This window comes from Microbacterium sp. NPDC058062, from assembly GCF_042885375.1.
Taxonomy (GTDB): Bacteria; Actinomycetota; Actinomycetes; order Actinomycetales; family Microbacteriaceae; genus Microbacterium; species Microbacterium trichothecenolyticum_C.
In genome coordinates, this window is sequence record NZ_JBHVSC010000010.1 from 1 (window position 1) to 21,109 (window position 21,109).

Sequence of the window (21,109 nt, forward strand, 5' to 3'; positions counted from 1 at the left end):
ACCCGCGAGGACGAAGAAGCGCCGCCGAGCAGCCAGCCCGGCGGCGCTACACCCTGCCCACTTGACAGAAACCCCTACATATCAGTCCAGGAAGAAGGATGCTGCGGCCCGGGCCTGGTACGCCACGTCATCGAGTTCATCGCCCACGACGTTGACGTGCCCGACCTTGCGGCCGGGGCGCGGTGCCTTGCCGTAGGTGTGGACCTTCGCCTGGGGGTGCTCGTCCATCGCCGCGGCGAACCGCGCGTCGAGGGACTCCTCGACCGGACCACCGAGGATGTTGACCATCACGGCCCATCCCGCGACCGGATCGGTGTCGCCGAGCGGCAGGTCGAGGACGGCGCGGAGGTGCTGCTCGAACTGGCTCGTCACGGCGCCGTCCTGGCTCCAGTGGCCGCTGTTGTGCGGGCGCATCGCCAGCTCGTTGACGAGGAGCCGCTCGTCGGTGGTCTCGAAGAGCTCCACCGCCAGCATCCCGGTCACGCCCAGGCCCTCGGCGATCGAGACGCCGATGCCTGCGGCCACCTGCTGCAGGCGGTCGCTGGAGTGCGGGGCCGGTGCGATCACCTCGGCGCAGACGCCGTCGCGCTGCACGGTCTCGACGACAGGGTAGGCGCGGACCGCGCCTGAGGGCCGGCGTGCGACCTGCTGCGCGAGTTCGCGCGTGAAGTCGACGAGTTCCTCGACGAGGAGGGCACCGCCGTGCGCGTCTTCGGCGAGAGTGGCGAACCAGTCGTCGGCCTCGGTGCCTGCCGACACCACCCGCACGCCCTTGCCGTCGTAGCCGCCGCGGGGCGTCTTCACGACGGCGCGGCCGCCGTGATCGTCGATGAAGGCCTGCAGTTCGTCGGCGTTCGTGACGGCCGCCCAGTCGGGCTGCGGCATCCCGAGCTCCTGCAGGCGTGCGCGCATGACGAGCTTGTCCTGCGCGAACTTCAGCGCGTCGGGGCCGGGGTGCACGGAGATGCCCTCGCCGACGAGGGTCGCCAGCACGTCCTGCGGCACGTGCTCGTGGTCGAAGGTGACGACGTCGACGTCGCGCGCGAAGGCGAGCACGGTGGCGGCATCGCGGTAGTCGCCGACGGCGGTCGCGGCGAGCGACGCCGACATCCCCTCGTCCTCGGCGAGCACCCGGATCTCGACTCCGAGCTCGACCGCCGGTGCGATCATCATGCGGGCCAGCTGCCCACCCCCGACGACTCCGACTCTGAGCGCCATGCAATCCCCTCTCGTAAGCCTCCCTCCATCATCCCGCACCCGCGGGACGAGGAACGCGCCGAGGTCAGACCTGCGGCAGCGGAGGCCTCGGGGGAACGGCGGGCTGCGGCCCGGGGGGAAGAGGCTGGGCGTCGCGGTGCGCGAGGATCTGGTTCACCTCGACCTGGTCGACGAGCGCCTCGTGCACGAGCTCGGCGCTCGGGATGTTCGCGAGCCGCAAGGGCTCGTCGACACCGTTGGTCAGCGTGATCGTTCCTGCGCCCCACATGCGCTGCAGCAGGCCGCGGTGCACCTTGAGGGTGTAACCGCGCACGTGCGCCAGTTCACGGCGCTTGACCGAGAAGACCCCGCGGCGCTCCATCACGCGCCGCGTCGTGATCGTGTACACGTGTCCCGCCCAGGTGAGATACGGCAGCACGACGAGCAGCAGCACGACGAGCGCGGCGCCGGCCAGCAGCATCCAGTTCTCGAAAGGCGCCGGCAGATTCCCATAGAAGTAGCCGACGGCGCCGGCGACGACGATCAGCACCAGCGCCGACCAGGCGAGCCGCCGGGCGTGCGCACGGAAGCGCGCGACGAGCAGCTCCGGTGTGGGCGCACCGGGGGCGGGCGTCAGCGGCCTGCCGCCGTAGCTCGTCGGCTGCGTCATGTCCCCATTGTGCGGTGCGGGGCTGACAGTCCGGTGCGCACCCGCCGTTTTGCGTCATGCCGGCTCAGGGTTATGCGAGGCGGCTCCGCACGTGCACGACGTCGCCGGCGGAGACGATGCTCTCGAACTCGGCATCCTGCACCACCACCAGGCGCCCGTCGGGATCGATCCGCTGCGCACGGCCCCACAGCGTCTCGCCGTCGGGCAGCGACACCGCGACATCGCTTCCGAGCGTGCTGCAGAGCGACTCGACCTCCCCCCGCACGCCCGATGCGGCGGCGTCTCCACCCGCCGCGCCGAGCGCCTTCAGCTGCTCGTCGAGAGCGCCGAGGTAATCGGCGAGGAGGCGATCGTCGTCGCACTCGAGTCCTGCGGCGGCGAACGAGGTCGCCGTCGCGACGGGGAGGTCGACCGCAGCCATGCGCGTGTTGACGCCGGAGCCGATCACGACGACATCGGGATGCCCCGGCACCACCTCCGCGAGGATGCCGCAGATCTTCGACCCGTCGAGGAGGACATCGTTCGGCCACTTGAGCGTGGCGCTGTGCACCGTGCCGACCAGCTGCGCGGCGATCGCGCGGGTCATCGCCGCGCCCGCGATGAGCGGGATCCACCCACGGGCCGCGACCGGAAGCGCCGAGGCGTCGACGGCCACCGACACCGCCAGCGCCGATCCGGGCGGCGTGACCCACGTGCGGTCGAGGCGCCCGCGACCGGCGCGCTGATCGTTCGTGAGCAGCAGCGACAGGTGGGGCCATTCATGCGGCGCGTCGATGACGTGCCGGGTGACGTCGGCATTGGTCGAGTCCGTGGTCTCGACGACCTGGACGCGCGGACTCACGGCGGCGGTGAGCGGGAACCCCTCGGACGAGAACGTCATGCCGCTCACGCTACGCCCCTCGCCGCGCTCGCGCCCGCGAGTTCCTTCCGGGGACGAACAGCGGATGCCACTCCCCCTTGTGCGAACCCTCCAACAGATCGACGGGGCCCGCCGATAGGGTGGAATCCGTGACTCAAGCGCCAGAGCAGCCCGACCTGTCGACGACCGCCGGCAAGATCGCCGACCTCCGCGCACGCTTCCAGGAGGCCGTCCTCGATCCCGAGGAGGTCGCGAAGGAGAAGCAGCACGCGAAGGGCAAGGGCACCGCGCGCGAGCGCATCGAGATGCTGCTGGACACCGGCAGCTTCGTCGAGCTCGACGAGTACGTGCGCCACCGCACCACCGCCTTCGGCATGGACCGCTCGCGCCCCTACGGCGACTCGGTCGTCACCGGCGTCGGCACGATCCACGGCCGCACCGTCGCGGTGTACTCGCAGGACTTCTCGACCTTCGGCGGATCGCTGGGCGAGGTCGCCGGCGAGAAGATCATCAAGGTCATGGAGTTCGCCCTCCGCAGCGGCATCCCCATCGTGGGCATCCTCGACTCCGGCGGCGCGCGCATCCAGGAGGGCGTCGTCGCCCTCGGCAAGTACGGCGAGATCTTCCGCCTCAACACCCGCGCATCCGGCGTCATCCCGCAGATCTCGATCATCATGGGCCCGGCTGCGGGCGGCGCGGTCTACTCCCCCGCCCTCACCGACTTCGTCGTGATGGTCGACAAGACCAGCCAGATGTTCGTCACCGGCCCCGACGTCATCAAGACCGTGACCGGCGAGGACGTCGGCATGGAGGAGCTCGGCGGCGCACACACGCACAACACCCGCTCGGGTGTCGCGCACTACCTCGCCGAAGACGAGGACGACGCGATCGACTACGTGCGGTCGATGCTCGGATTCCTCCCCGACAACAACATGGCGGAGCTGCCGGTCTACGAGACGGGCTTCGAATTCGAGACGACGGATGCCGACCGCGCACTGAACGCCGTCATCCCCGACTCGCCGAACCAGCCGTACGACATCCACCAGGTGATCCGCGGCATCGTCGACGCCGAGGACTTCCTCGAGGTGCAGCCCCTGTTCGCGCCGAACATCGTCATCGGCTTCGGTCGCGTCGAGGGCCGCTCGGTCGGCATCATCGCCAACCAGCCCTCGCAGATGGCCGGCACCCTCAACATCGAGGCGGGCGAGAAGGCGAGCCGCTTCGTGCGCTTCTGCGACGCCTTCTCGATCCCGATCGTGACCCTCGTCGACGTGCCGGGCTATCTGCCCGGCACCGACCAGGAGTGGACGGGCGTCATCCGCCGCGGCGCCAAGCTCCTCTACGCCTATGCCGAGGCGACCGTGCCGCTGGTCACCGTGATCCTCCGCAAGGCCTACGGCGGTGCCTACATCGTGATGGGCTCGAAGCAGCTCGGCGCCGACGTGAATCTCGCGTGGCCGACGGCCGAGATCGCCGTCATGGGCGGCCAGGGTGCCGTCAACATCCTGTACCGCGGCGAGATCAAGAAGGCGGAGGAGAACGGCGAAGACGTCGCCGCCGTCCGCACGCGCCTCGCGAACGAGTACACCTACAACGTGGCCTCGCCGTTCCTCGCCGCCGAGCGCGGCGAGCTCGACGGCATCATCGAGCCGGCCGCGACCCGCGTCTCGATCGCCAAGGCCCTCCGCGCCCTCCGCGGCAAGCGCGCGAGCCTGCCGCCCAAGAAGCACGGGAACATCCCGCTGTGAGCCCCGCAGACGAGGGCATGGAGGCGGATGCTGCGCCCCAGGGCCCGACCATCGAGGTCCTCCGTGGCGCGCCCACCGAGGTGGAACTCGCTGCGCTCATCGCCGTCGTGAGCGAGGCGTACACCGGTGAAGCCGCCGAGGCCGTCGCCGACGACCGCCAGCGCCGCACCGGCTGGCAGCTCTCGCAGCGCACGCTGCGGCAGCCGCTTGATCGCGACCTCGGCTGGGGCCGATTCGGGAGCGCCTGACCGTGGACGCCGTCCGCGAAGGGTTTATGGACCCGGTCCACGGCGCGACGGCTTTGTCCCCCGAAATACCTACAGACACACCACTTGCAACCCCGAGATACTTGTCTCGCTGGAACGCTTCTGCGTTCGGTCGATCCGGCACCGCTTAGCGGATGCCCCGGATCCGGCCATGCGGATGGTTTTCGGGTAACCTTCCGCGCAGGCGAGGGGCGGGCGGCTTCGCCGCCCCTCGCCTCCTTCATTTCCCGCTCTCCGCCAGGAATCCCCTCCCCCTTTCCGGCGGGGAGCGAGTCTGCCTCCGGAAGGGGCGCCGTTCAGGGCGTCCGCGGGCACGCTGGGCCCCACGCGGCCGGATGCTCCGCCTGGGGTGTCGGCGCCGCGCGAAGGGCCGTGGGGACCCTGTGTCGAGAAGTGAGGGTCAGGCCCTGCCCGGGTGCGGGATCTCGCGCCACAGGTCGACGGAGTCCTCGTCGCTGGGCCCACCCATCGAGGGCGAGCGGCCGACGACCGTGACCGCGACGCGCTCGTCGGGCGACGTGCGGATGTAGAGGCGGTCCGAGCTCGCCGAGCGCAGGGCCTCGGCCAGCTGCGCGCGGATGATGCCGAGGGTCTCATCGTCGACGTCGTCGAGTCCACCCTCGTCGAGCACGGTGACGTTGGCGCCGCGCCGGCGTGCCCTCTCGAGCTCCGCGCGCACCTCGTCGTCGAGCAGGCGCGGTCCGCGCATCTCGTCGCGCAGCCGGCCCTCGGCGATGCGCGCCTCGAGCCGGTCGGCCTCGCTGAGCACGCCCGCATGGGCGACCGTGCGCGTGAGCACGGGGCCGGCGACCGCGAGCGCCCGCTGCACCTGCACGCGCCGCTCGCGCTGGCGGACCACTTGCGACGTCTGCCATCCCGTCGCGGCGCGCTGCAGCCGTGTGAGCCGCGAGGTGTCGCGCGCGGCGCGGTCCATCGAGAACACCAGCAGCTGTGCGCACGTCACCCAGACGATCGAGCCGACGAGCCCGAGCGCGAGCGCGTTGAGCGGGCCCATCCAGAGGAACGACGCGATCGTGAGGAGGACGATGCCCGCCCACGCCGTCCAGGGACGACGGCGCACCATGACGATCGTCATGAGAGCGCCGATGCCTCCGAGGTACCACGTCGCGAAGGAGACGGTGCGAGCCGTCTCGCCGACCGCGATCGGGATGGCGTTCGGCACGATCACCGCGCAGGCGAGCGCGAGGACCTGGGCTGTCACCGGCAACGGCAGCGGGCCGCGGATGCCTTCGCCTGCGGGGTGCGGCGCTGCCTGCGCCTCAAGACTCTCGAGCGACTCGTCGTCGGTCGAGCCGTCCGCGCGAGGGGCCGGACTCGAGCGCCGCGATGACGGCTGCCAGAAGATGCAGAGCCAGGTCACCGCGAGGTAGATCCCGACGGAGATCACGATGATGAGCGGCTGCGGGATCGGCCGCCCGGTCCACAGCAGCCCGCGCGCGGCGAAGTAGGCGGTGAAGGCCACGCCGAGCACGGTGAGGACGTTCTTGACGCTGATCATGCCGACGGCTCCCGCCAGATGAGCCGCACGACGGTGCCGTGGGGTCCTGACTCCAGTTCGGCGCGCCCGCCCACCGCGGCTACCCGCGCGATGATCGACGCGCGGATGCCCAGGCGGTCATCGGGGACGGCGTCCAGGTCGAATCCCTCGCCCGCATCGTGGACCTCGACGCGCACCGTTCCATACGCCGCATGCAGCACGACGCCCAGCCCGGCGCCGCCGGCGTGCTGGACCGCGTTGGCGATCGCCTGCGTCGCGGCGAGCGCGATCGCGCGGGCGACGCGTCCGGGGATGGACGGGGCGTCCGGGTCGATCTCCCGCTGCACATCGACGCTGACGCCCAGCTCGTCGGCGGCCTGGGCGATCTCCTCGGACAGCACGGCCGGCGCCCACGGCTCGTCGGGCCCTTCGTGCTCGTCCTGTTCGGTGTTGGCCAGCCGGGTGAGGGCCTCTCGCGCCATGGTCGCCGCCAGCGTGCGCTCCCGGGGCGTCGTCGCCCGCTCCGCGGCGATCAGAGCAGCCAGCACGCTGTCATGCATGAGCGCCGCCACCGCGACGCGTTCCTGCTCGGCGGCGTCGGCGGCGGCCGCCTTCGCGTACGACGAGACGGCCTGCGCCCGGGTCTTGTCGACGTTCACGGCCACCGATCGGAACAGCCACCCCAGCGTCAGGATGATGCCGCCGAGGATGAGCGCGAAGCTCACGTCGAGGATCACGACGGGCCAGTACAGCGGCTCGAGGCCGACCTGGATCATCCGGACGACACCGAACAGCAGGGGCAGGGCGATCGTGAACGCGATCTGCAGCGGGAAGGGGAAGGCGAGCACGGCCGCCAGCGTCGCGAGGTTGAGCAGGTACCAGATCCACGGCTCGTCGGTGGTCGGAGCTTCGACGCCGGCCGTGGCGATCGGCCACGCGAGGAGGACGAGGACGTAGACGATCGCGAAGACGCCCGCGGCCGGACGCACACCGCGGCCCACCACGCACGCGAGCACCATCACGCCGAGCGCGCCGAACACGACGACCATGAGCGGCACGTGCCACCCCGGGCGTTCCGGGGCGGGCCCCAGGGCGCTCAGGAACGACTGGAGTCCGAGGATCAGCGAGCCGAACCCGCCGGCGACGAGCGAGATGATGCGCTCGACGCGGGACCGTGTGAACGACCCGATCCCTGCCGTCGTCTGCGGCGAGTGCGGGATCTGCCCCCACGCGGTGTCGAGCACGCCGGTCTGCGCGTCAACGGCCACGCGTGGCGTCTCCCGGGTCCGCCGAGGGCTCGACGAGGATCCCGTCCTCGACGGCGCGGTGCAGCAGATCGATCTTCGTGGGCGCGGGCCTGCCGACCTCGACGTACTTGACGCGGATGCGTGTGATGTTCTCCTTCGCCGTCGAGTACGCGACCCCGAGGCGATCGGCCACGACCTTGAGCGGCAGTCCGGCGGCGTAGAGACGCAGCACGTCGCGCTCGCGCGCCGACAGCTGCGCGTCGGCGAAGGCGCGGTCGCCCTCGACGGCGCTGGCCCACTCGACGTTGTTGAGCGGCTCGCCGCGTGCGACCGTGCGGACCGCCGCGATGACGTCGCCGATCGGCGAGGACTTGCTGACGACGCCGGCGGCACCGGCCGAGAGCGCCTCCCGAACGGCCGCCGGCCGGTCGGCGACGCTGTGGATGATGACGCTCGAACCGTCGAGCACGAGGCGGCGCACGTTCTCGGTCACCGTGGTGCCGTCGCCGAGCGTCAGGTCGAGCACGACGACGTCGGCGGGGGCCTGACGCTCGTACGCACGCCAGTCGACGTACTCCGTGACGGTGCTGCCCGAGAAGGCGACGCTCATCATCTCGGCGCGCGCGCATGCAGCCTCGAGGCCGAGCCGGACCGACTCGTGATCATCGATGAAGGCCACCCGCGTCATTCCGCCAGCCTAGCGACGAGTGTCACCCGCGCGTGAGAACCGCCACGGCTTCGACGTGATGCGAATTCGGAAAAAGGTCCAGGCCATCGACACTTGCGACCTCGTATCCGCCGGCACGGAACGTCGCGATGTCGCGTGCGAGGGCGACCGGGTCGCACGCGACGTAGACGACGGTCGAGGGGGCGAGGGACGTGAGATGGTCGACGACCTCCCGGCCCGCTCCCGAGCGAGGCGGGTCGAGCAGGACCACCCCGCGCGACAGCCGCTCGCGTTCGGGGACGGATGCCTCGGCCGCGAGCCGCGCGAGCCACCGGTCGACGCGCCCGGTCTCGGCGCGGGCCCCGACCCACTCGGCGAGGTTCTCCCCCGCGTGCTCGGTCGCGCGCGCGTCGGACTCGACGCTCGTCACGCGGGTCGAGGATCCGCCCAGGTCGCCGAGCGTCGCGGCGAAGAGGCCGACGCCGCCGTAGAGGTCCAGGTGCCAGGCGTCGGGGTCGACGGCGACGGCATCGCCGGGGAGCGCGCCGAGCGCCGCGGCGACGGTGGTGGTGAGGGTGTGCGCCGCCAGACGGTGGACCTGCCAGAAGCCGCCGGCATCGACGCGGAAATCGCGGCCGCCGACGCTCTCGAGGACGATCTCGGGAGCGGGCGCCTTGCGGTGCCTGGTCGCCGCGCGAGCGCCGCGTCCGCGCCGACCCGCAGCATCCGGCTTCTTCTCCGGCCGCGGGAGTACACGGACACGACCGTCCGCGGGCTGGACGAGGTCGATGCGCCCGGGCTCGCTGCCGGCGAGGGCGAGCGCGGCGCGCTCGACGGCAGGCGTGGCGAGGGGCAGGTCCTCGAGTGGGACCACCCGGTGGCTGCGCGCGGCGTACTGGCCGACGTTGCCGTCCGCGTCGACGTGCAGGCTCACCCGGGTGCGCCACCCGGTGCCGTCGACGGACTCGCCGTCGGCCTCGGCGCCATCCGGGGCGGGCACAGCCGCGACACCGCTCATCGTGGCGACCGGGTCGTCGATGCCGCCGAACCGCTGCAGCGCGTCGCGCAGCACCTCGAGCTTGAGCGCGCGCTGGTGCTCGAGCGCGATGTGGCCGAAGTCGGCGCCGCCGGGCCGCTGCTCCGGCGGGATGTCGACATCGGCCTGCCGCCACACGTGCAGCTGCCGGTGCGGCGACGCGTCGAGCACCTCGAGCGTCTCGCCGCGCCAGAACGACTTCTTGCCGGTGTCGGTGAGGCGCACGCGCACGCGCTCCCCCGGGATCGTGTCGGGCACGAATACGACGCGGCCTTCGTGCCGGGCGACGAAGACGCCGCCGTGGGCGACGCCCGTGATGTCGAGATCGAGGAGGTCGCCGGTTTCACTCACCCGACGAGCCTACGTCCCCGCCCCGTACTGTGAGGGGATGCGCGTCTGCCTCGCCTCGACCTCGCCCGCCCGGCTCATGCTGCTCGGGCAGTTCGGCATCCGTCCGCTCACCGTCGCCCCCGACGTGGACGAAGAGGCGGTCATCGCGGCGGTCGAGGCGGCCGAGGCCCGCACGCTCGCGCCCGACGAGCACGTCCTGCTGCTCGCGCGGCGCAAGGCGGCGGACGTCGCGGCGCGGCTGCGCGACGACATCCCCGACTTCGACGGCATCGTGATCGGCGGCGACTCGATGTTCGAGCTCGACGGCGAGGTGCTCGGCAAGCCGTACACGCCCGAGAACGCGGCCGCCCGCTGGCGCACGATGCGCGGGCGCACCGGAGTGCTGCATTCGGGCCAGGCCGTGGTGCGCATCGAACCGGGCGAACCCCCGCGCGAGGTGCACGCGACGGCCGCAGCATCCGTCTCCTTCGTGGCGGACGTGACGGATGCCGAGATCGACGCGTACGTCGCCACCGGCGAGCCCCTGCACGTGGCGGGCGCGTTCACGGTCGACAGCCTCGGCGGCGCGTTCATCGAGCGCGTCGAGGGCGATCCGTCCACGGTCGTCGGCATGTCGGTGTCGACGTTGCGGCAGCTCGTCCGCGAGGTGGGGGTGGAGTGGACCTCGCTGTGGAACAGCTCGGATCCGTCGCTCGAACGGTCCGAGATCGGTGAGAAGTCGTTCATGGAAGACGGGGCGCAGTGAGGGCGTTCGCTTTGTAGTAGGAACCCCACGTTTCTCATCGGTTCTTGTACGAACCGCTCAAAAGCCCTCGGGATGCCGTCGGTAGGCTGGCACTCATGCCTCAGATCGCCAAGGTTCTCGTTGCCAACCGCGGCGAGATCGCCGTCCGCGTCATCCGCGCCGCCCGCGACGCCGGGAAGGCGTCGGTCGCCGTCTACGCCGATCAGGACCGCGACGCCATGCACGCGCGCCTCGCGGACGAGGCTTACGCGCTCGAGGGGGCGACCAGCGCCGAGACGTACCTGTCGATCGAGAAGATCCTCTCCGTCGCGCGGCGCTCCGGCGCCGACGCGGTGCACCCCGGCTACGGCTTCCTGGCCGAGAACGCCGACTTCGCCCGCGCCGTCATCGCGGCGGGCCTCGTCTGGATCGGCCCGTCGCCCGAGGCGATCGAGGCCCTCGGCGACAAAGTGACCGCCCGCGCGGTCGCCGAGAAGGTCGGCGCGCCGCTCGCCCCCGGCACCCCCGGCCCCGTGGCCGGCGCCGACGAGGTCGTCGCGTTCGCCGAGGAGGTGGGCCTGCCCATCGCGATCAAGGCCGCGTACGGCGGCGGCGGACGCGGCCTGAAGGTCGCCCGCACGATCGATGAGGTGCCCGAGCTGTTCGAGTCGGCGACCCGCGAGGCGATCACCGCCTTCGGTCGCGGCGAATGCTTCGTCGAGAAGTACCTCGACAAGCCGCGTCACGTCGAGACGCAGTGCCTCGCGGATGCCGCCGGCAACGTCGTCGTCATCTCGACGCGCGACTGCTCGCTGCAGCGCCGGCACCAGAAGCTCGTCGAGGAGGCCCCCGCGCCGTTCCTCAGCGACGAGCAGAACAAGACCCTGTACGAGGCGTCGAAGGCCATCCTCAAGGAGGTCGGCTACGTCGGCGCGGGCACCTGCGAGTTCCTGATCGGCGCCGACGGCACGATCTCGTTCCTCGAGGTCAACACGCGTCTGCAGGTCGAGCACCCGGTCTCGGAAGAGGTCACCGGCATCGATCTCGTGCGCGAGCAGTTCCGCCTCGCCGAGGGCGAGGAGCTCGGGTACGACGACCCCAAGCCCGAGGGCCACTCGATCGAGTTCCGCATCAACGGCGAGGACCCCGGCCGCGGCTTCCTCCCCCAGCCCGGGCCGATCCACGTGTTCAAGACGTTCGGCGGCCCCGGAATCCGTCTCGACTCCGGCGTCACCGCCGGCGACAGCGTGTCAGGTGCGTTCGACTCGCTGCTCGCGAAGATCATCGTCACCGGCCGCGACCGCGCCGAGGCGCTCGAGCGCTCGCGCCGCGCGCTCGACGAGTTCGAGGTCTCGGGCCTGCCGACCGTCCTGCCCTTCCACCGCGCCGTCGTGCGGGATCCCGCGTTCACCGCGGAGGACGGCCGCTTCGGCGTCTTCACCCGGTGGATCGAGACCGAGTTCGTCAACGACATCGCTCCGTGGGACGGCGAGCTCAGCGAGCCCACTCCCGCCGAGGCGCGGCACACGGTCGTCGTCGAGGTCGCCGGCCGGCGTCTCGAGGTGAGCCTGCCCGACCGCGTCGTCGCGCCCGTCGGCGTCGCCGGACGCCCCGCGGCTGTGCCGCCGTCGCGTCGCTCGCACGCCCCCTCGGTCGTCGCGGGCGCCTCGGGCGACGCGGTGAAGTCGCCGATGCAGGCCACGGTCGTGAAGGTCGCCGTCGAGGAGGGGCAGCAGGTCGTCAAGGGCGACCTCGTCATCGTCCTCGAGGCGATGAAGATGGAGCAGCCCATCCAGGCTCACAAGGACGGCGTCATCGGCGCCATCAACGCCGACCCCGGCACGACCGTGTCGGCGGGCCACCAGCTCCTCACCATCTCCTGACGCGTCCTCGACGCGGAGCCGCACGCGCGGCAGGATAGCCGGATGGATGCCTCGGGCCGAGGCATCCGTCTTCTCACGAGCACCATGACCCAGGTGTCACGACGCGCGGGGTGCCTTCCGCGATCCCGCGTGTCGCGCCACCCGATGTTAGGGGCAGGCCGGACCTCGAGGGCTTCGGGTGTCACGACGCGCGGGGTGCCTTCCGCGATCCCGCGTGTTGCGCCACCGGAGTGGGGTGCCGAACTCCGCGGGACCAGGGCAGGATGAACGGGTGGACGCTTCAACCGGCGATGCGCCCGAGGTGTCGGCGCTCGCGATCAACGTCGTGATCCCGCCCGAGCTGCGCTGGACGGACGTGCGCCGCGACGAGGAGTTCGAGCTGCAGTCGCTCACGGTGCGCCTGCTCCCCGATCACTCCGTGGCGGTGAAGGCCTACGGCCGCCCGGTCGCCGGCGGGCGCGGGGCCTACGTCTCGTTCGCGATGCCCGATCGTCCGGAGCTGCGCGCCCTGGTCGACGCCGCCGCGAACCGCGCCGCCGACCTCTGGCGCGGCAACACCGGTCTCGGCTGACGCCGGACTCTCCCGGCGGGCGGCGGGCGCAGCATCCGTCATCCCTCGCCCTTGTTCGACAGGTCAACCGGGCTTCCACATGAGCCGACCAGCATCCGCGATCCTGTGGAACCGTGGTTGACCTGTCGGAGCAGGGAGGGATGGATGCTGCGACCTCAGCGAGACCTCCGCGGCCGGCGCGCTGCGCGCACCATGCCGGCGGCGCGGCGAAAGACCTGGGGAGTGTGGGGGTCAGCCCCCGTAGACGTTGTGGTCGACGACGTGCATCGCGCGCGAGGCATCCGTGATGCTGCCCGACAGCGACGGGTAGACCGCGAAGACGCGGGAGACCTGGTCGACCGTCAGGCGGCGCTCGACGGCGATCGCGATCGGGTAGATGAGCTCGGAGGCGCGGGGGCCGACGATGACGCCGCCGATGACGGTGCCGCTGCCCTCGCGGGCGATGATCTTGACGAAGCCGTCCTTGATGCCCATCATCTTGGCGCGCGGGTTGGCCGCCAGGGGCAGCTTGTGGACGACGCCGTTGATGTGGCCGTCCTCGATGTCGTTCTCCTGCCAGCCGACGGTGGCGATCTCGGGCGCGGTGAAGATGTTCGAGGTGATGCGGCGTCGCTCGAGCGGGATCACGACGTCGCCGAGCGCGTGGAAGACGGCGGTGCGGCCCTGCATCGAGGCGACGGAGGCGAGCGGCACGAACGTGGTGCAGTCGCCGGCGGCGTAGATGTTCGGCACCGAGGTGCGCGCGACGCGGTTGACCTGGATGTGGCCGGACTCGGTCATCTGGACGCCGGCCTCTTCGAGGCCGATGCCCTTCGTGTTCGGGATCGAGCCGACCGCCATGAGGCAGTGGCTGCCTTCGACGGTACGGCCGTCGGACAGGGTCACGACGACGCCGTCGCCGGTGTTCTCGACCTTGTCGGCCCGCGACTTCGACAGCAGCTTCATGCCGCCGCGCTTGAAGACGCGTTCGAGCACGGCAGCCGCGTCCTTGTCCTCGCCGGGGAGCACCTGGTCGCGGCTCGACACCAGGGTCACCTTCGCGCCGAGGTTCATGTACGCGCCCGCGAACTCGGCGCCCGTGACGCCGGAGCCGACCACGATGAGGTGCTCGGGGAGCGCGGTCATGTTGTAGAGCTGCGTCCACGTGAGGATGCGCTCACCGTCGGGCTTCGCGCTCGCGAGCTCCCGGGGTGACGCGCCCACCGAGACGACGAGGGTGTCGGCCTCGATGCGGTCGAAGTCGGTGCCGCCGGGGCCGGTCGAGACCACGACGGCGTTGTCGCCCTCGAGGCGGCCGTGGCCGGAGATGATGCGGACGCCCGCCTCGGCGAGCGACGCGCGCATGTCGTCGGACTGCTGGCGGGCGAGCGTCAGGAGGCGCTTGTTGACGGCCGTGAGGTTGATGGCGATCTCGGGCTTGAGCGGCTTGCCGTCCTTGCCCTTGGCGAACAGCTGCACGCCGAGGTCGCCCGCGCCCGCGATCGCGACGGCCGCGTCGGCGGTCGCGATGAGCGACTTCGACGGGACGACGTCGGTGATGACCGCCGAGCCGCCGATGCCGGCGCGCTCGACCACCGTCACCTCGGCTCCGAGCTGGGCGGCGGCCAGCGCCGCTTCGTAGCCTCCGGGTCCGCCGCCGAGGATGGCGACGGTCTGGGTGGTCTCGAAGCTGATCGACATGAATTCCATTCTCCCCTGCCGAGCGCCTCGCACACGACACCGCGACACTCCCGGGTGAGCCCCGGATGCGGCTTCGCTGGCCCTCGTCGCCGTCCGTTCCTAAAGTGGTCCCATGTCAGACACCACCGGCAATCCTCTCGACGACCCCACGGCCGACCCGTTCGCGGTGGCCGCCGCCGCCGCGGAGGACATCGCCCGCATCACCGGCGTCGAGCGTCACGACATCGCGCTCACGCTCGGCAGCGGCTGGGGAAAGGCCGCGGAGCTCCTCGGTGAGACCACCTCGACCTTCCCCGCCACTCAGGTGACCGGCTTCAGCGCCCCGGCTCTCACGGGCCACGTCGGGACCCTCCGCAGCGTCGTCACGCCGAAGGGCCGCCGCGTGCTCGTGATCGGCGCCCGCACCCACTACTACGAGGGGTACGGCGTCCGTCGCGTGGTGCACAGTGTGCGCACCGCCGCCGCGGCCGGCGTGCAGACGATGGTGCTCACGAACGGCGCGGGCGGCATCAAGCACACCTGGCACCCGGGGCGCCCCGTGCTGATCAGCGACCACATCAACCTGACCGGCGACACCCCGCTCGAGGGCGCGACCTTCATCGATCTCACCGACCTGTACTCGCTGCGACTGCGCGACCTCGCCCGCTCGATCGACGCGAGCCTCGACGAGGGCGTCTACACGCAGTTCCGCGGACCCCAGTACGAGACGCCGGCCGAAGTGCAGATGGTCAAGTCGTTCGGCGGGCACATCGTAGGGATGTCGACCGCGCTCGAGGCGATCGCCGCGCGCCAGGCGGGCATGGAGATCCTCGGCTTCTCGCTCATCACGAACATGGCCGCGGGCATCCAGAAGCACCCGCTCAGCCACGACGAGGTGCTCGAGGCCGGCCGCAACGCCGAGCCCGTCATCTCTTCGCTGCTGGCGCGCGTGATCGGGGCACTGTGAACGGCGGGGTGCAGGAGCCGGTTCCCGACGAGGTGCCGACGCAGACGGATGCTGCCACCGACGTCCTCGCGCGGGCACACGCGTGGGTTGCACAGGACCCTGACGGCGAGACCCGCGCCGAGCTGCGCGCGCTGATCGAGGCCGCAGAGTCGGGCAACCCGGCCGCGATCGAGGATCTCGAGGACCGCTTCTCGGCGCGCCTCGCCTTCGGGACCGCCGGGCTGCGCGGCGCCCTCGGCGCCGGGAGCAACCGCATGAACCGCGTTCTCGTCGCGCAGGCCGCCGCAGGGCTCGCGGCGTACGTGCGCGAGCAGGCCGGGCTCCCGCCGGTCGGCGTCGACGCCGGCTCGCACGAGAGCGACGCGGATGGCGCAGCCGCGGCCCACGACAGCACGGCGGACGACGGGATCGCGGTCGCACCGGCGCAGCCCGATGACGAGCCCGCCCCCGAGGAAGACGCACCTGAGGCGGGAGCCGACGACGCTGAGGCGTCCGCGGACACCGGCAGCGCCGACGCGGACGCCGACGCCACGGATCGCGGCGACGTCGAGTCCCCCGACGCGGGCGACGGGAGCGCCGATGTCACGGACCACGGCGGTGCCGAGGCATCCGCTCCGGAGGAACTCGCGGAGCCGTCCGCGCCCCAGCTCACCGAGACCCCCTCGGCCGACGCGCTCGAGGCGGAAGGGCCCGAGGTGCCGGGAATCCTCGACGACGCCCCGATCGTCGTCATCGGCTACGACGGCCGCCGCAACTCCGATGTGTTCGCCCGCGACTCTGCCGAGATCTTCGCCGGAGCGGGGCTCCGCGCGATCCTCATGCCGCGGCTGCTGCCGACGCCGGTGCTCGCGTTTGCCGTGCGCCACTTCGGTGCGGCGGCCGGCGTCATGGTCACGGCGAGCCACAACCCGCCCGACGACAACGGCTACAAGGTGTACCTGGGCGGTGACGACGACGGCTCGCAGATCGTGTCGCCCGCCGACGCCGATATCGCCGCGCACATCGCGCGCGTGGCGGAGGCCGGCGACATCAGTACGGTCCCGCGGTCGCTCGGTTTCGAGCTGGCCACCGAGATCGTCGTCGACGAGTACGTCGCCGCGACGGCCGCGGTCGCACCCGCCCCCGCGGGGGCCGAAGGCCTCACATGGGTGTACACGGCGATGCACGGGGTCGGCTGGGAGACGCTGTCGCGCATCCTCGAGACCGCGGGCTACCCTGCCCCGGTGCCGGTCTCGGCCCAGCTCGAGCCCGACGGCGCCTTCCCGACCGTCGCGTTCCCGAATCCCGAGGAGCCCGGCGCGATGGACCTCGCGTTCGAGGCCGCGCGCGAGGCGGGCGCCGAACTCGTCATCGCGAACGACCCCGACGCCGACCGCCTGGCCGTCGCCCTGCCTGACGAGTCCGCCGAGGGCGGCTGGCGCCGCCTCACGGGCAACGAGATCGGCCTCTTGCTCGGCTGGCGCGCCGGCCGGCTCGCGACTGCCGACGGAGCCGCCGAGGGCGCCTCGCTCGCATGCTCGCTGGTGTCGTCCCCCGGCCTGGAGGCGGTCGCCCAGCATTACGGGCTCGACTTCCACGCGACGCTCACCGGCTTCAAATGGATCTCGCGCGCGCCCGGCATCGTCTTCGGCTTCGAGGAGGCGCTCGGCTACCTCGTGAACCCCGGGACCGTCCGCGACAAGGACGGCATCTCGGCCGCCGTCGCGATGCTGGGCATGGTGTCGGAGGCCCGCGGACGCGGCGCGACGCTGGCGGATCTGCTGACCGAGTTCGACGAGCAGTTCGGGGCGTTCGCGAGCGACCAGGTCTCGATCCGCGTCGAGGACGTGTCGCAGATCGCCCGGATCATGGCGGCGCTGCGGGAGCGGCACCCGTCATCCGTCGGCGACGTCGCGGTCGACCGCATCGACGACCTGCTCGACGGCGTCGACGACCTGCCCCCGGGCGACGTGCTGCGTCTGTGGCTCGCCGACGGCTCGCGCGTCATCGTGCGCCCGAGCGGCACCGAGCCCAAGCTCAAGCTGTACCTCGACGTGCGCGGCGAGTCCCGCGAGGACGCCGCAGCGCGCATCGCAGCCCTCGCCGACGGCGCCCGCGCTCTGCTCGCCGAGTACGGCGGCTGACGCGACGGTGAAGGGGACGGATGCCGCGGGCTCGCAGCATCCGTCCCCTTCGTCGTTCAGCGGAGCACGAAGTGGCCGGGCGTCACCTCGGCCAGTGCGGTGCCGTCGGGCTCGAGGCCGACCGGCTCGGGGCGCGTGGAGATGCGCTCGAGGCGGCGGCGCGCCTGCGCGGGGTCGGTCGACAGCGCCGCGTCGAGCAGGTGCCGCGTGTACGGGTGCTGCGGTGACGCGAAGACCTCGGCGGTGGGGCCGAGTTCGACGATGCGCCCACGGTTCATGACGGCGGTGCGCGTGGCGATCTCCCGCACGACCGACAGGTCGTGCGAGATGAACAGGTAGGTGAGCGCCAGCTCGCGCTGCAGCCGCAGCAGGAGGTCGGTCACCTGCGCCTGGATCGACATGTCGAGCGCCGACAGCGGCTCGTCGCAGACCACGAAGCCGGGCCGCACGGCGATCGCGCGGGCGATCACGATGCGCTGGCGCTGACCGCCCGAGAACGCGCGCGGGCGACGGTTCACGGCATCCCCGTCGATCCCCACGGCGGCGAGGGCCTCGATGGCGCGCGAGCGCGGATCGGAGTCGGGGGCGAGCACCGTCAGCGGCTCCATCACGTTCTGGAGTGCCGTCCGGTGCGGGTTGAGCGACGAGAACGGGTCCTGGAAGATCACCTGCATCGAGCGGTGGTACGGCGCGCGCTTCGCGCGGGGAAGCCCCGTGAGGTCGACGCCCTCGTATGTGACCGTGCCGCTCGTGGGCTCGTCCATCTGCAGGATGCAGCGCCCGAGCGTGGACTTGCCGCTGCCGGACTCCCCCACGAGCGCCAGCGTCTCACCGCGGCGGATGGTCAGGTCGATCCCGTCGACGGCGCGCGTCGTGCCGACGGTGCGTCCCCAGGCGTTGCGCTGCGGGAACGTCTTGACCAGTCCCTGCACCTCGACGAGGTCCGCGGTGCGGGTCGGGGTTTCAGCGCTCACGCGTCGCCTCCTTGGTCGGCATGCGCCCCGAGTTCTGCGGGGGCGTCGGGCGCAGCATCCAACAGCTCCTTCGTGTACGGATGCTGCGGCTCGCGGAAGACGCGATCCACGCTGCCCGATTCGACGATGCGGCCGTCCTTCATCACGAGCACGTCGTCGCAGACGGCGGCGACTACGCCCAGGTCGTGCGTGACGATGAGCACGGTGAGCGAGCGCTCGGCCTGGAGGGTGCGCAGGAGGGCCAGGATCTGGGCCTGGATCGTGGCGTCGAGCGCCGTCGTCGGCTCGTCGGCGAGGAGCAGCTCGGGCTGCGCGAGCAGCGCCATCGCGATCATCGCACGCTGGCGCATGCCGCCCGAGAGCTCGTGCGGGTACCGCGACAGCACGCGATCGGGCTCGGGGATGCGCACGGCGGCGAGCGCTTCGCGCGCGAGCGCGGTCGCCTGGCGCCTGCCCACCTTCTGGAACCGCTGCGCCACCTCGGTGAGGTGCGCGCCGATCCGCACGAGCGGGTTGAACGAGGTCATCGGATCCTGGAAGACCATGGCCGCGGGCAGCCGCCGGCGCGAGGACGTGACGTCCTCCCCGTCGAGGAGCACGCGGCGCCACTCGCGGTTCGCACCGTCGGGGAGGATCCCCATGAGTGCCCGCAGCAGCATCGTCTTGCCCGAGCCCGACTCGCCGACGATGCCCACCACGCGCCCGCGCGGGACATCGAACGACACGTCGTCGAGCACGGTCACATGACCGCCGGTGCGTCCGGGCAGGTCGACGTCGAGCCCGTCGACGCTGAGCAGCACATCGCTCGTCGACGTCATGACGATCCTCCTTCGCTGACCGACTGACGCAGCGCGTCGCCCAGCACGTTGAACGACAGCACGGTGAGCAGGATCAGCACACCGGGGATGAGCGCGAGGTACGGCGCGGTCTGGAGGCTCCCCTGTGCGCTCTCGAGCAGACTCCCCCATGACGCCATCGGCGGCTGGATCCCGAGCCCGAGGAAGCTGAGCGCCGACTCGGTGAGGATCGCGGTGGAGATGCTCGCCGTCGCGGCGACGATGATCGTCGGCGCCGCGTCGGGCACGACGTGTCGCCACATCACGAGCTCGCGCCGCACGCCGATGTACCGCGCGTAGCGGACGAACGCCCGCTCACGCAGCGTGAGCGTCTCGGCGCGCACGAGGCGGGCGGTCGCCATCCACGAGAACACGCCGATCACGAAGATGATCGTCCAGAGGCCCGGCTTCAGGAAGACGCTCGCGACGATCACGAGCACCATCCACGGGATGGACGAGAGGAAGTCGACGAACCGCATGAGCGCGTCGTCGACGCGTCCGCCGGCATACCCGGCGATGAGCCCGACCATGACGCCGATGGCGGTCGCGGCGGCCATCGCGAGGATGCCCACGGTCAGCGAGATGCGGGCGCCGTAGACGACCCGCGAGAAGTAGTCGCGGCCGAGCTCGTCGGTGCCGAACCAGTGCGCAGCGCTCGGCGGCTGCCAGCGGATAGCGAGGTCGGTGGTGGACGGGTCGAGGGGCAGCAGCGGTGCGAGGAGCGCGACCAGCCCCACGACGACCAGGAACGCGATCGCGAGCAGGGCCGAGACCGAGCGGAACGAGCGCGTGCGGTGCACGAGCGTTGTCGCGTCGACGACCGCCGCGACGTTCGGAGTGGTGGTGGTCGTGGTCATGAGCCCGCTCCGATCCGGATGCGCGGGTCGACGACGACGTACAGTACGTCGGCGATGAGGTTGCCGACGATCACGAGCACCGCCGACAGCAGCAGCACCGCGAGCACGACCGGGTAGTCGAGACTGCGGGTCGCCGTGAGGAAGTACGGGCCGATCCCGGGCCAGCCGAAGATCGACTCGGTCACGATGGCACCGGTGACGAGGATCGGCAGGGCGAGACCGAGCTGCGTGATGATCGGGAGCATCACGTTGCGGCCGACGTGGCGCGTGAGCACCTGACGCCGGGAGGCGCCGAACCCGCGCTGCACGAGCACGTAGTCCTGCGAGAACTGGCTGATCGTCGCCGACCGCACGTACCGCGCGAGTTCGGGGAAGAACGCGACCACGAGCACCACGAACGGCATGACGAAGTGCATCAGGAAGTCGACGGGGTCGCCCTGTTTGCCGACGGAGTGCATTCCGATGATCGGGAACCAGCGCAGCTGGTACCCGAAGACGTAGATCACGAGCAGCGCGAACCAGAACGAGGGCGTCGCGATGCCGATGCCCGCGAGGCCGTCGATGGCCTTGTCGACGACGGTGCCGCGGCGCGAGCCCGCGATGAGGCCGAGCACCACCGCGAGCAGCAGCGCCGCGAGGTACGCGGGAGCCACGAGCATGATCGTGTTGGGGATGCGCGCGGCCAGCTCCTCGGCGATCGAGTGGCGGCTCGCGAGCGAGTAGCCGAAGTCGCCCTGCAGGACGTTGGCGAGCCACAGGCCGTACTGCACCACGATGGGCTGGTCGAGGCCGTACCGCTCGCGCATGGCGGCCTTGGTCTCTTCCGACATCTGCGGTGTCGTGATGGTGTCGACGACGTCGTACGGCGCCGCGTGCAGCAGCGCGAAGACGACGAACGTCACGAGCAGCAGCATCGGCACGACCTGCAGCAGGCGGCGGAGGATGTAGACCGCCATCGTTCTCCTTTCACGGGCGG

The 21,109-nt window shown here is 71.5% G+C and carries 19 protein-coding genes; 7 read left to right on the forward strand and 12 right to left on the reverse strand.

Translation table 11 applies throughout. From position 1 onward, the window contains the following. Window positions 1–81: 81 nt before the first annotated feature. From ACFVSU_RS21270 to ACFVSU_RS21280, 3 genes are all read right to left on the reverse strand, one after another. Entirely contained in the window at window positions 82–1,218 is a 1,137-nt protein-coding gene (locus ACFVSU_RS21270; protein ID WP_310289311.1) for a 5-(carboxyamino)imidazole ribonucleotide synthase, read from the reverse strand. A 64-nt stretch (window positions 1,219–1,282) separates the two neighbouring features. Further along, window positions 1,283–1,867, reverse strand: a complete 585-nt coding sequence (locus tag ACFVSU_RS21275; protein WP_387147828.1) for a PH domain-containing protein — start codon at window positions 1,865–1,867, stop codon at window positions 1,283–1,285. A 70-nt stretch (window positions 1,868–1,937) separates the two neighbouring features. Next, on the reverse strand, window positions 1,938–2,747 hold the full coding sequence (locus ACFVSU_RS21280) for a biotin--[acetyl-CoA-carboxylase] ligase (protein WP_387147831.1): 810 nt from the start codon (window positions 2,745–2,747) through the stop codon (window positions 1,938–1,940). A gap of 119 nt (window positions 2,748–2,866) precedes the next feature. On the opposite strand from ACFVSU_RS21280, the gene ACFVSU_RS21285 reads away from it, so the two are divergent. Both ACFVSU_RS21285 and ACFVSU_RS21290 read left to right on the forward strand, forming a co-directional pair. Further along, window positions 2,867–4,474: an acyl-CoA carboxylase subunit beta gene (locus ACFVSU_RS21285; protein WP_310289305.1), complete on the forward strand. Its 1,608-nt coding sequence runs from the start codon at window positions 2,867–2,869 to the stop codon at window positions 4,472–4,474. Further along, complete coding sequence (locus ACFVSU_RS21290; RefSeq protein WP_387147834.1) at window positions 4,471–4,722, forward strand: acyl-CoA carboxylase subunit epsilon; 252 nt, start codon at window positions 4,471–4,473, stop codon at window positions 4,720–4,722. The genes ACFVSU_RS21285 and ACFVSU_RS21290 overlap by 4 nt, the downstream gene beginning before the upstream one ends. A gap of 418 nt (window positions 4,723–5,140) precedes the next feature. Here ACFVSU_RS21290 and ACFVSU_RS21295 read toward each other — a convergent pair whose 3' ends face one another. From ACFVSU_RS21295 to ACFVSU_RS21310, 4 genes are read right to left on the reverse strand one after another with little or no spacing between them, the layout of a single operon-like run. Continuing rightward, complete coding sequence (locus ACFVSU_RS21295; RefSeq protein WP_387147837.1) at window positions 5,141–6,259, reverse strand: hypothetical protein; 1,119 nt, start codon at window positions 6,257–6,259, stop codon at window positions 5,141–5,143. After that, the gene (locus ACFVSU_RS21300; protein WP_310289300.1) at window positions 6,256–7,506 is read right to left on the reverse strand and encodes an ATP-binding protein; all 1,251 of its coding nucleotides are present in this window, start codon (window positions 7,504–7,506) and stop codon (window positions 6,256–6,258) included. Before ACFVSU_RS21300 ends, ACFVSU_RS21295 begins: the two co-directional genes overlap by 4 nt. Next, window positions 7,496–8,173 carry a response regulator transcription factor gene (locus ACFVSU_RS21305; RefSeq protein ID WP_310289299.1) on the reverse strand — a complete coding sequence of 226 codons (678 nt, stop codon included), beginning with the start codon at window positions 8,171–8,173 and terminating at the stop codon, window positions 7,496–7,498. The genes ACFVSU_RS21300 and ACFVSU_RS21305 overlap by 11 nt, the downstream gene beginning before the upstream one ends. Window positions 8,174–8,195: 22 nt before the next feature. Continuing rightward, complete coding sequence (locus ACFVSU_RS21310) at window positions 8,196–9,539, reverse strand: class I SAM-dependent RNA methyltransferase (protein WP_387147840.1); 1,344 nt, start codon at window positions 9,537–9,539, stop codon at window positions 8,196–8,198. Between the two features lie 37 nt (window positions 9,540–9,576). Here ACFVSU_RS21310 and ACFVSU_RS21315 point away from each other — a divergent pair, with 37 nt between their 5' ends. The 3 genes from ACFVSU_RS21315 (at window position 9,577) to ACFVSU_RS21325 (ending at window position 12,717) form a co-directional block, all read left to right on the forward strand. Then, on the forward strand, window positions 9,577–10,284 hold the full coding sequence (locus ACFVSU_RS21315) for a Maf family protein (RefSeq protein WP_387147843.1): 708 nt from the start codon (window positions 9,577–9,579) through the stop codon (window positions 10,282–10,284). 95 nt (window positions 10,285–10,379) lie between these two features. After that, window positions 10,380–12,146: an acetyl/propionyl/methylcrotonyl-CoA carboxylase subunit alpha gene (locus tag ACFVSU_RS21320; protein ID WP_387147846.1), complete on the forward strand. Its 1,767-nt coding sequence runs from the start codon at window positions 10,380–10,382 to the stop codon at window positions 12,144–12,146. Between the two features lie 271 nt (window positions 12,147–12,417). Continuing rightward, window positions 12,418–12,717 (forward strand): hypothetical protein, encoded by a 300-nt coding sequence (locus ACFVSU_RS21325; protein WP_387147849.1) that lies wholly within the window; start codon window positions 12,418–12,420, stop codon window positions 12,715–12,717. 231 nt (window positions 12,718–12,948) lie between these two features. Here the strand turns inward: ACFVSU_RS21325 and ACFVSU_RS21330 are convergent, their stop codons facing one another. After that, window positions 12,949–14,406 (reverse strand): NAD(P)H-quinone dehydrogenase, encoded by a 1,458-nt coding sequence (locus ACFVSU_RS21330; protein WP_375871316.1) that lies wholly within the window; start codon window positions 14,404–14,406, stop codon window positions 12,949–12,951. Between the two features lie 103 nt (window positions 14,407–14,509). Between ACFVSU_RS21330 and ACFVSU_RS21335 the strand changes: the two genes are divergently transcribed. Both ACFVSU_RS21335 and ACFVSU_RS21340 read left to right on the forward strand, forming a co-directional pair. After that, window positions 14,510–15,343 carry a purine-nucleoside phosphorylase gene (locus tag ACFVSU_RS21335; protein ID WP_387147852.1) on the forward strand — a complete coding sequence of 278 codons (834 nt, stop codon included), beginning with the start codon at window positions 14,510–14,512 and terminating at the stop codon, window positions 15,341–15,343. Further along, complete coding sequence (locus tag ACFVSU_RS21340; protein WP_387147855.1) at window positions 15,340–17,466, forward strand: phospho-sugar mutase; 2,127 nt, start codon at window positions 15,340–15,342, stop codon at window positions 17,464–17,466. Before ACFVSU_RS21335 ends, ACFVSU_RS21340 begins: the two co-directional genes overlap by 4 nt. Before the next feature lie 56 nt (window positions 17,467–17,522). Here the strand turns inward: ACFVSU_RS21340 and ACFVSU_RS21345 are convergent, their stop codons facing one another. Genes ACFVSU_RS21345 through ACFVSU_RS21360 form a run of 4 tightly spaced genes read right to left on the reverse strand, consistent with a single transcriptional unit; the run spans window position 17,523 to window position 21,089 of the window. Beyond that, window positions 17,523–18,440: an ATP-binding cassette domain-containing protein gene (locus ACFVSU_RS21345; protein WP_387147858.1), complete on the reverse strand. Its 918-nt coding sequence runs from the start codon at window positions 18,438–18,440 to the stop codon at window positions 17,523–17,525. After that, a complete protein-coding gene (locus tag ACFVSU_RS21350; protein WP_387147862.1) occupies window positions 18,437–19,258 on the reverse strand; it encodes an ABC transporter ATP-binding protein in 822 nt (273 codons plus the stop codon). Before ACFVSU_RS21350 ends, ACFVSU_RS21345 begins: the two co-directional genes overlap by 4 nt. Continuing rightward, window positions 19,255–20,133 (reverse strand): ABC transporter permease, encoded by an 879-nt coding sequence (locus tag ACFVSU_RS21355; RefSeq protein WP_387147866.1) that lies wholly within the window; start codon window positions 20,131–20,133, stop codon window positions 19,255–19,257. Before ACFVSU_RS21355 ends, ACFVSU_RS21350 begins: the two co-directional genes overlap by 4 nt. Next, the gene (locus tag ACFVSU_RS21360) at window positions 20,130–21,089 is read right to left on the reverse strand and encodes an ABC transporter permease (protein WP_387147869.1); all 960 of its coding nucleotides are present in this window, start codon (window positions 21,087–21,089) and stop codon (window positions 20,130–20,132) included. Before ACFVSU_RS21360 ends, ACFVSU_RS21355 begins: the two co-directional genes overlap by 4 nt. Between the last annotated feature and the right edge of the window lie 20 nt (window positions 21,090–21,109).

What these genes read in the sequence shown, in the direction of transcription:
- ACFVSU_RS21270 (WP_310289311.1), bottom strand. Translation starts at nt 1,218, where the DNA reads ATGGCGCTCAGAGTCGGAGTCGTCGGGGGTGGGCAGCTGGCCCGCATG.
- ACFVSU_RS21275 (WP_387147828.1), bottom strand. Translation starts at nt 1,867, where the DNA reads ATGACGCAGCCGACGAGCTACGGCGGCAGGCCGCTGACGCCCGCCCCC.
- ACFVSU_RS21280 (WP_387147831.1), bottom strand. Translation starts at nt 2,747, where the DNA reads ATGACGTTCTCGTCCGAGGGGTTCCCGCTCACCGCCGCCGTGAGTCCG.
- ACFVSU_RS21295 (WP_387147837.1), bottom strand. Translation starts at nt 6,259, where the DNA reads ATGATCAGCGTCAAGAACGTCCTCACCGTGCTCGGCGTGGCCTTCACC.
- ACFVSU_RS21305 (WP_310289299.1), bottom strand. Translation starts at nt 8,173, where the DNA reads ATGACGCGGGTGGCCTTCATCGATGATCACGAGTCGGTCCGGCTCGGC.
- ACFVSU_RS21315 (WP_387147843.1), top strand. Translation starts at nt 9,577, where the DNA reads ATGCGCGTCTGCCTCGCCTCGACCTCGCCCGCCCGGCTCATGCTGCTC.
- ACFVSU_RS21320 (WP_387147846.1), top strand. Translation starts at nt 10,380, where the DNA reads ATGCCTCAGATCGCCAAGGTTCTCGTTGCCAACCGCGGCGAGATCGCC.
- ACFVSU_RS21330 (WP_375871316.1), bottom strand. Translation starts at nt 14,406, where the DNA reads ATGGAATTCATGTCGATCAGCTTCGAGACCACCCAGACCGTCGCCATC.
- ACFVSU_RS21335 (WP_387147852.1), top strand. Translation starts at nt 14,510, where the DNA reads ATGTCAGACACCACCGGCAATCCTCTCGACGACCCCACGGCCGACCCG.
- ACFVSU_RS21350 (WP_387147862.1), bottom strand. Translation starts at nt 19,258, where the DNA reads ATGACGTCGACGAGCGATGTGCTGCTCAGCGTCGACGGGCTCGACGTC.
- ACFVSU_RS21355 (WP_387147866.1), bottom strand. Translation starts at nt 20,133, where the DNA reads ATGACCACGACCACCACCACTCCGAACGTCGCGGCGGTCGTCGACGCG.
- ACFVSU_RS21360 (WP_387147869.1), bottom strand. Translation starts at nt 21,089, where the DNA reads ATGGCGGTCTACATCCTCCGCCGCCTGCTGCAGGTCGTGCCGATGCTG.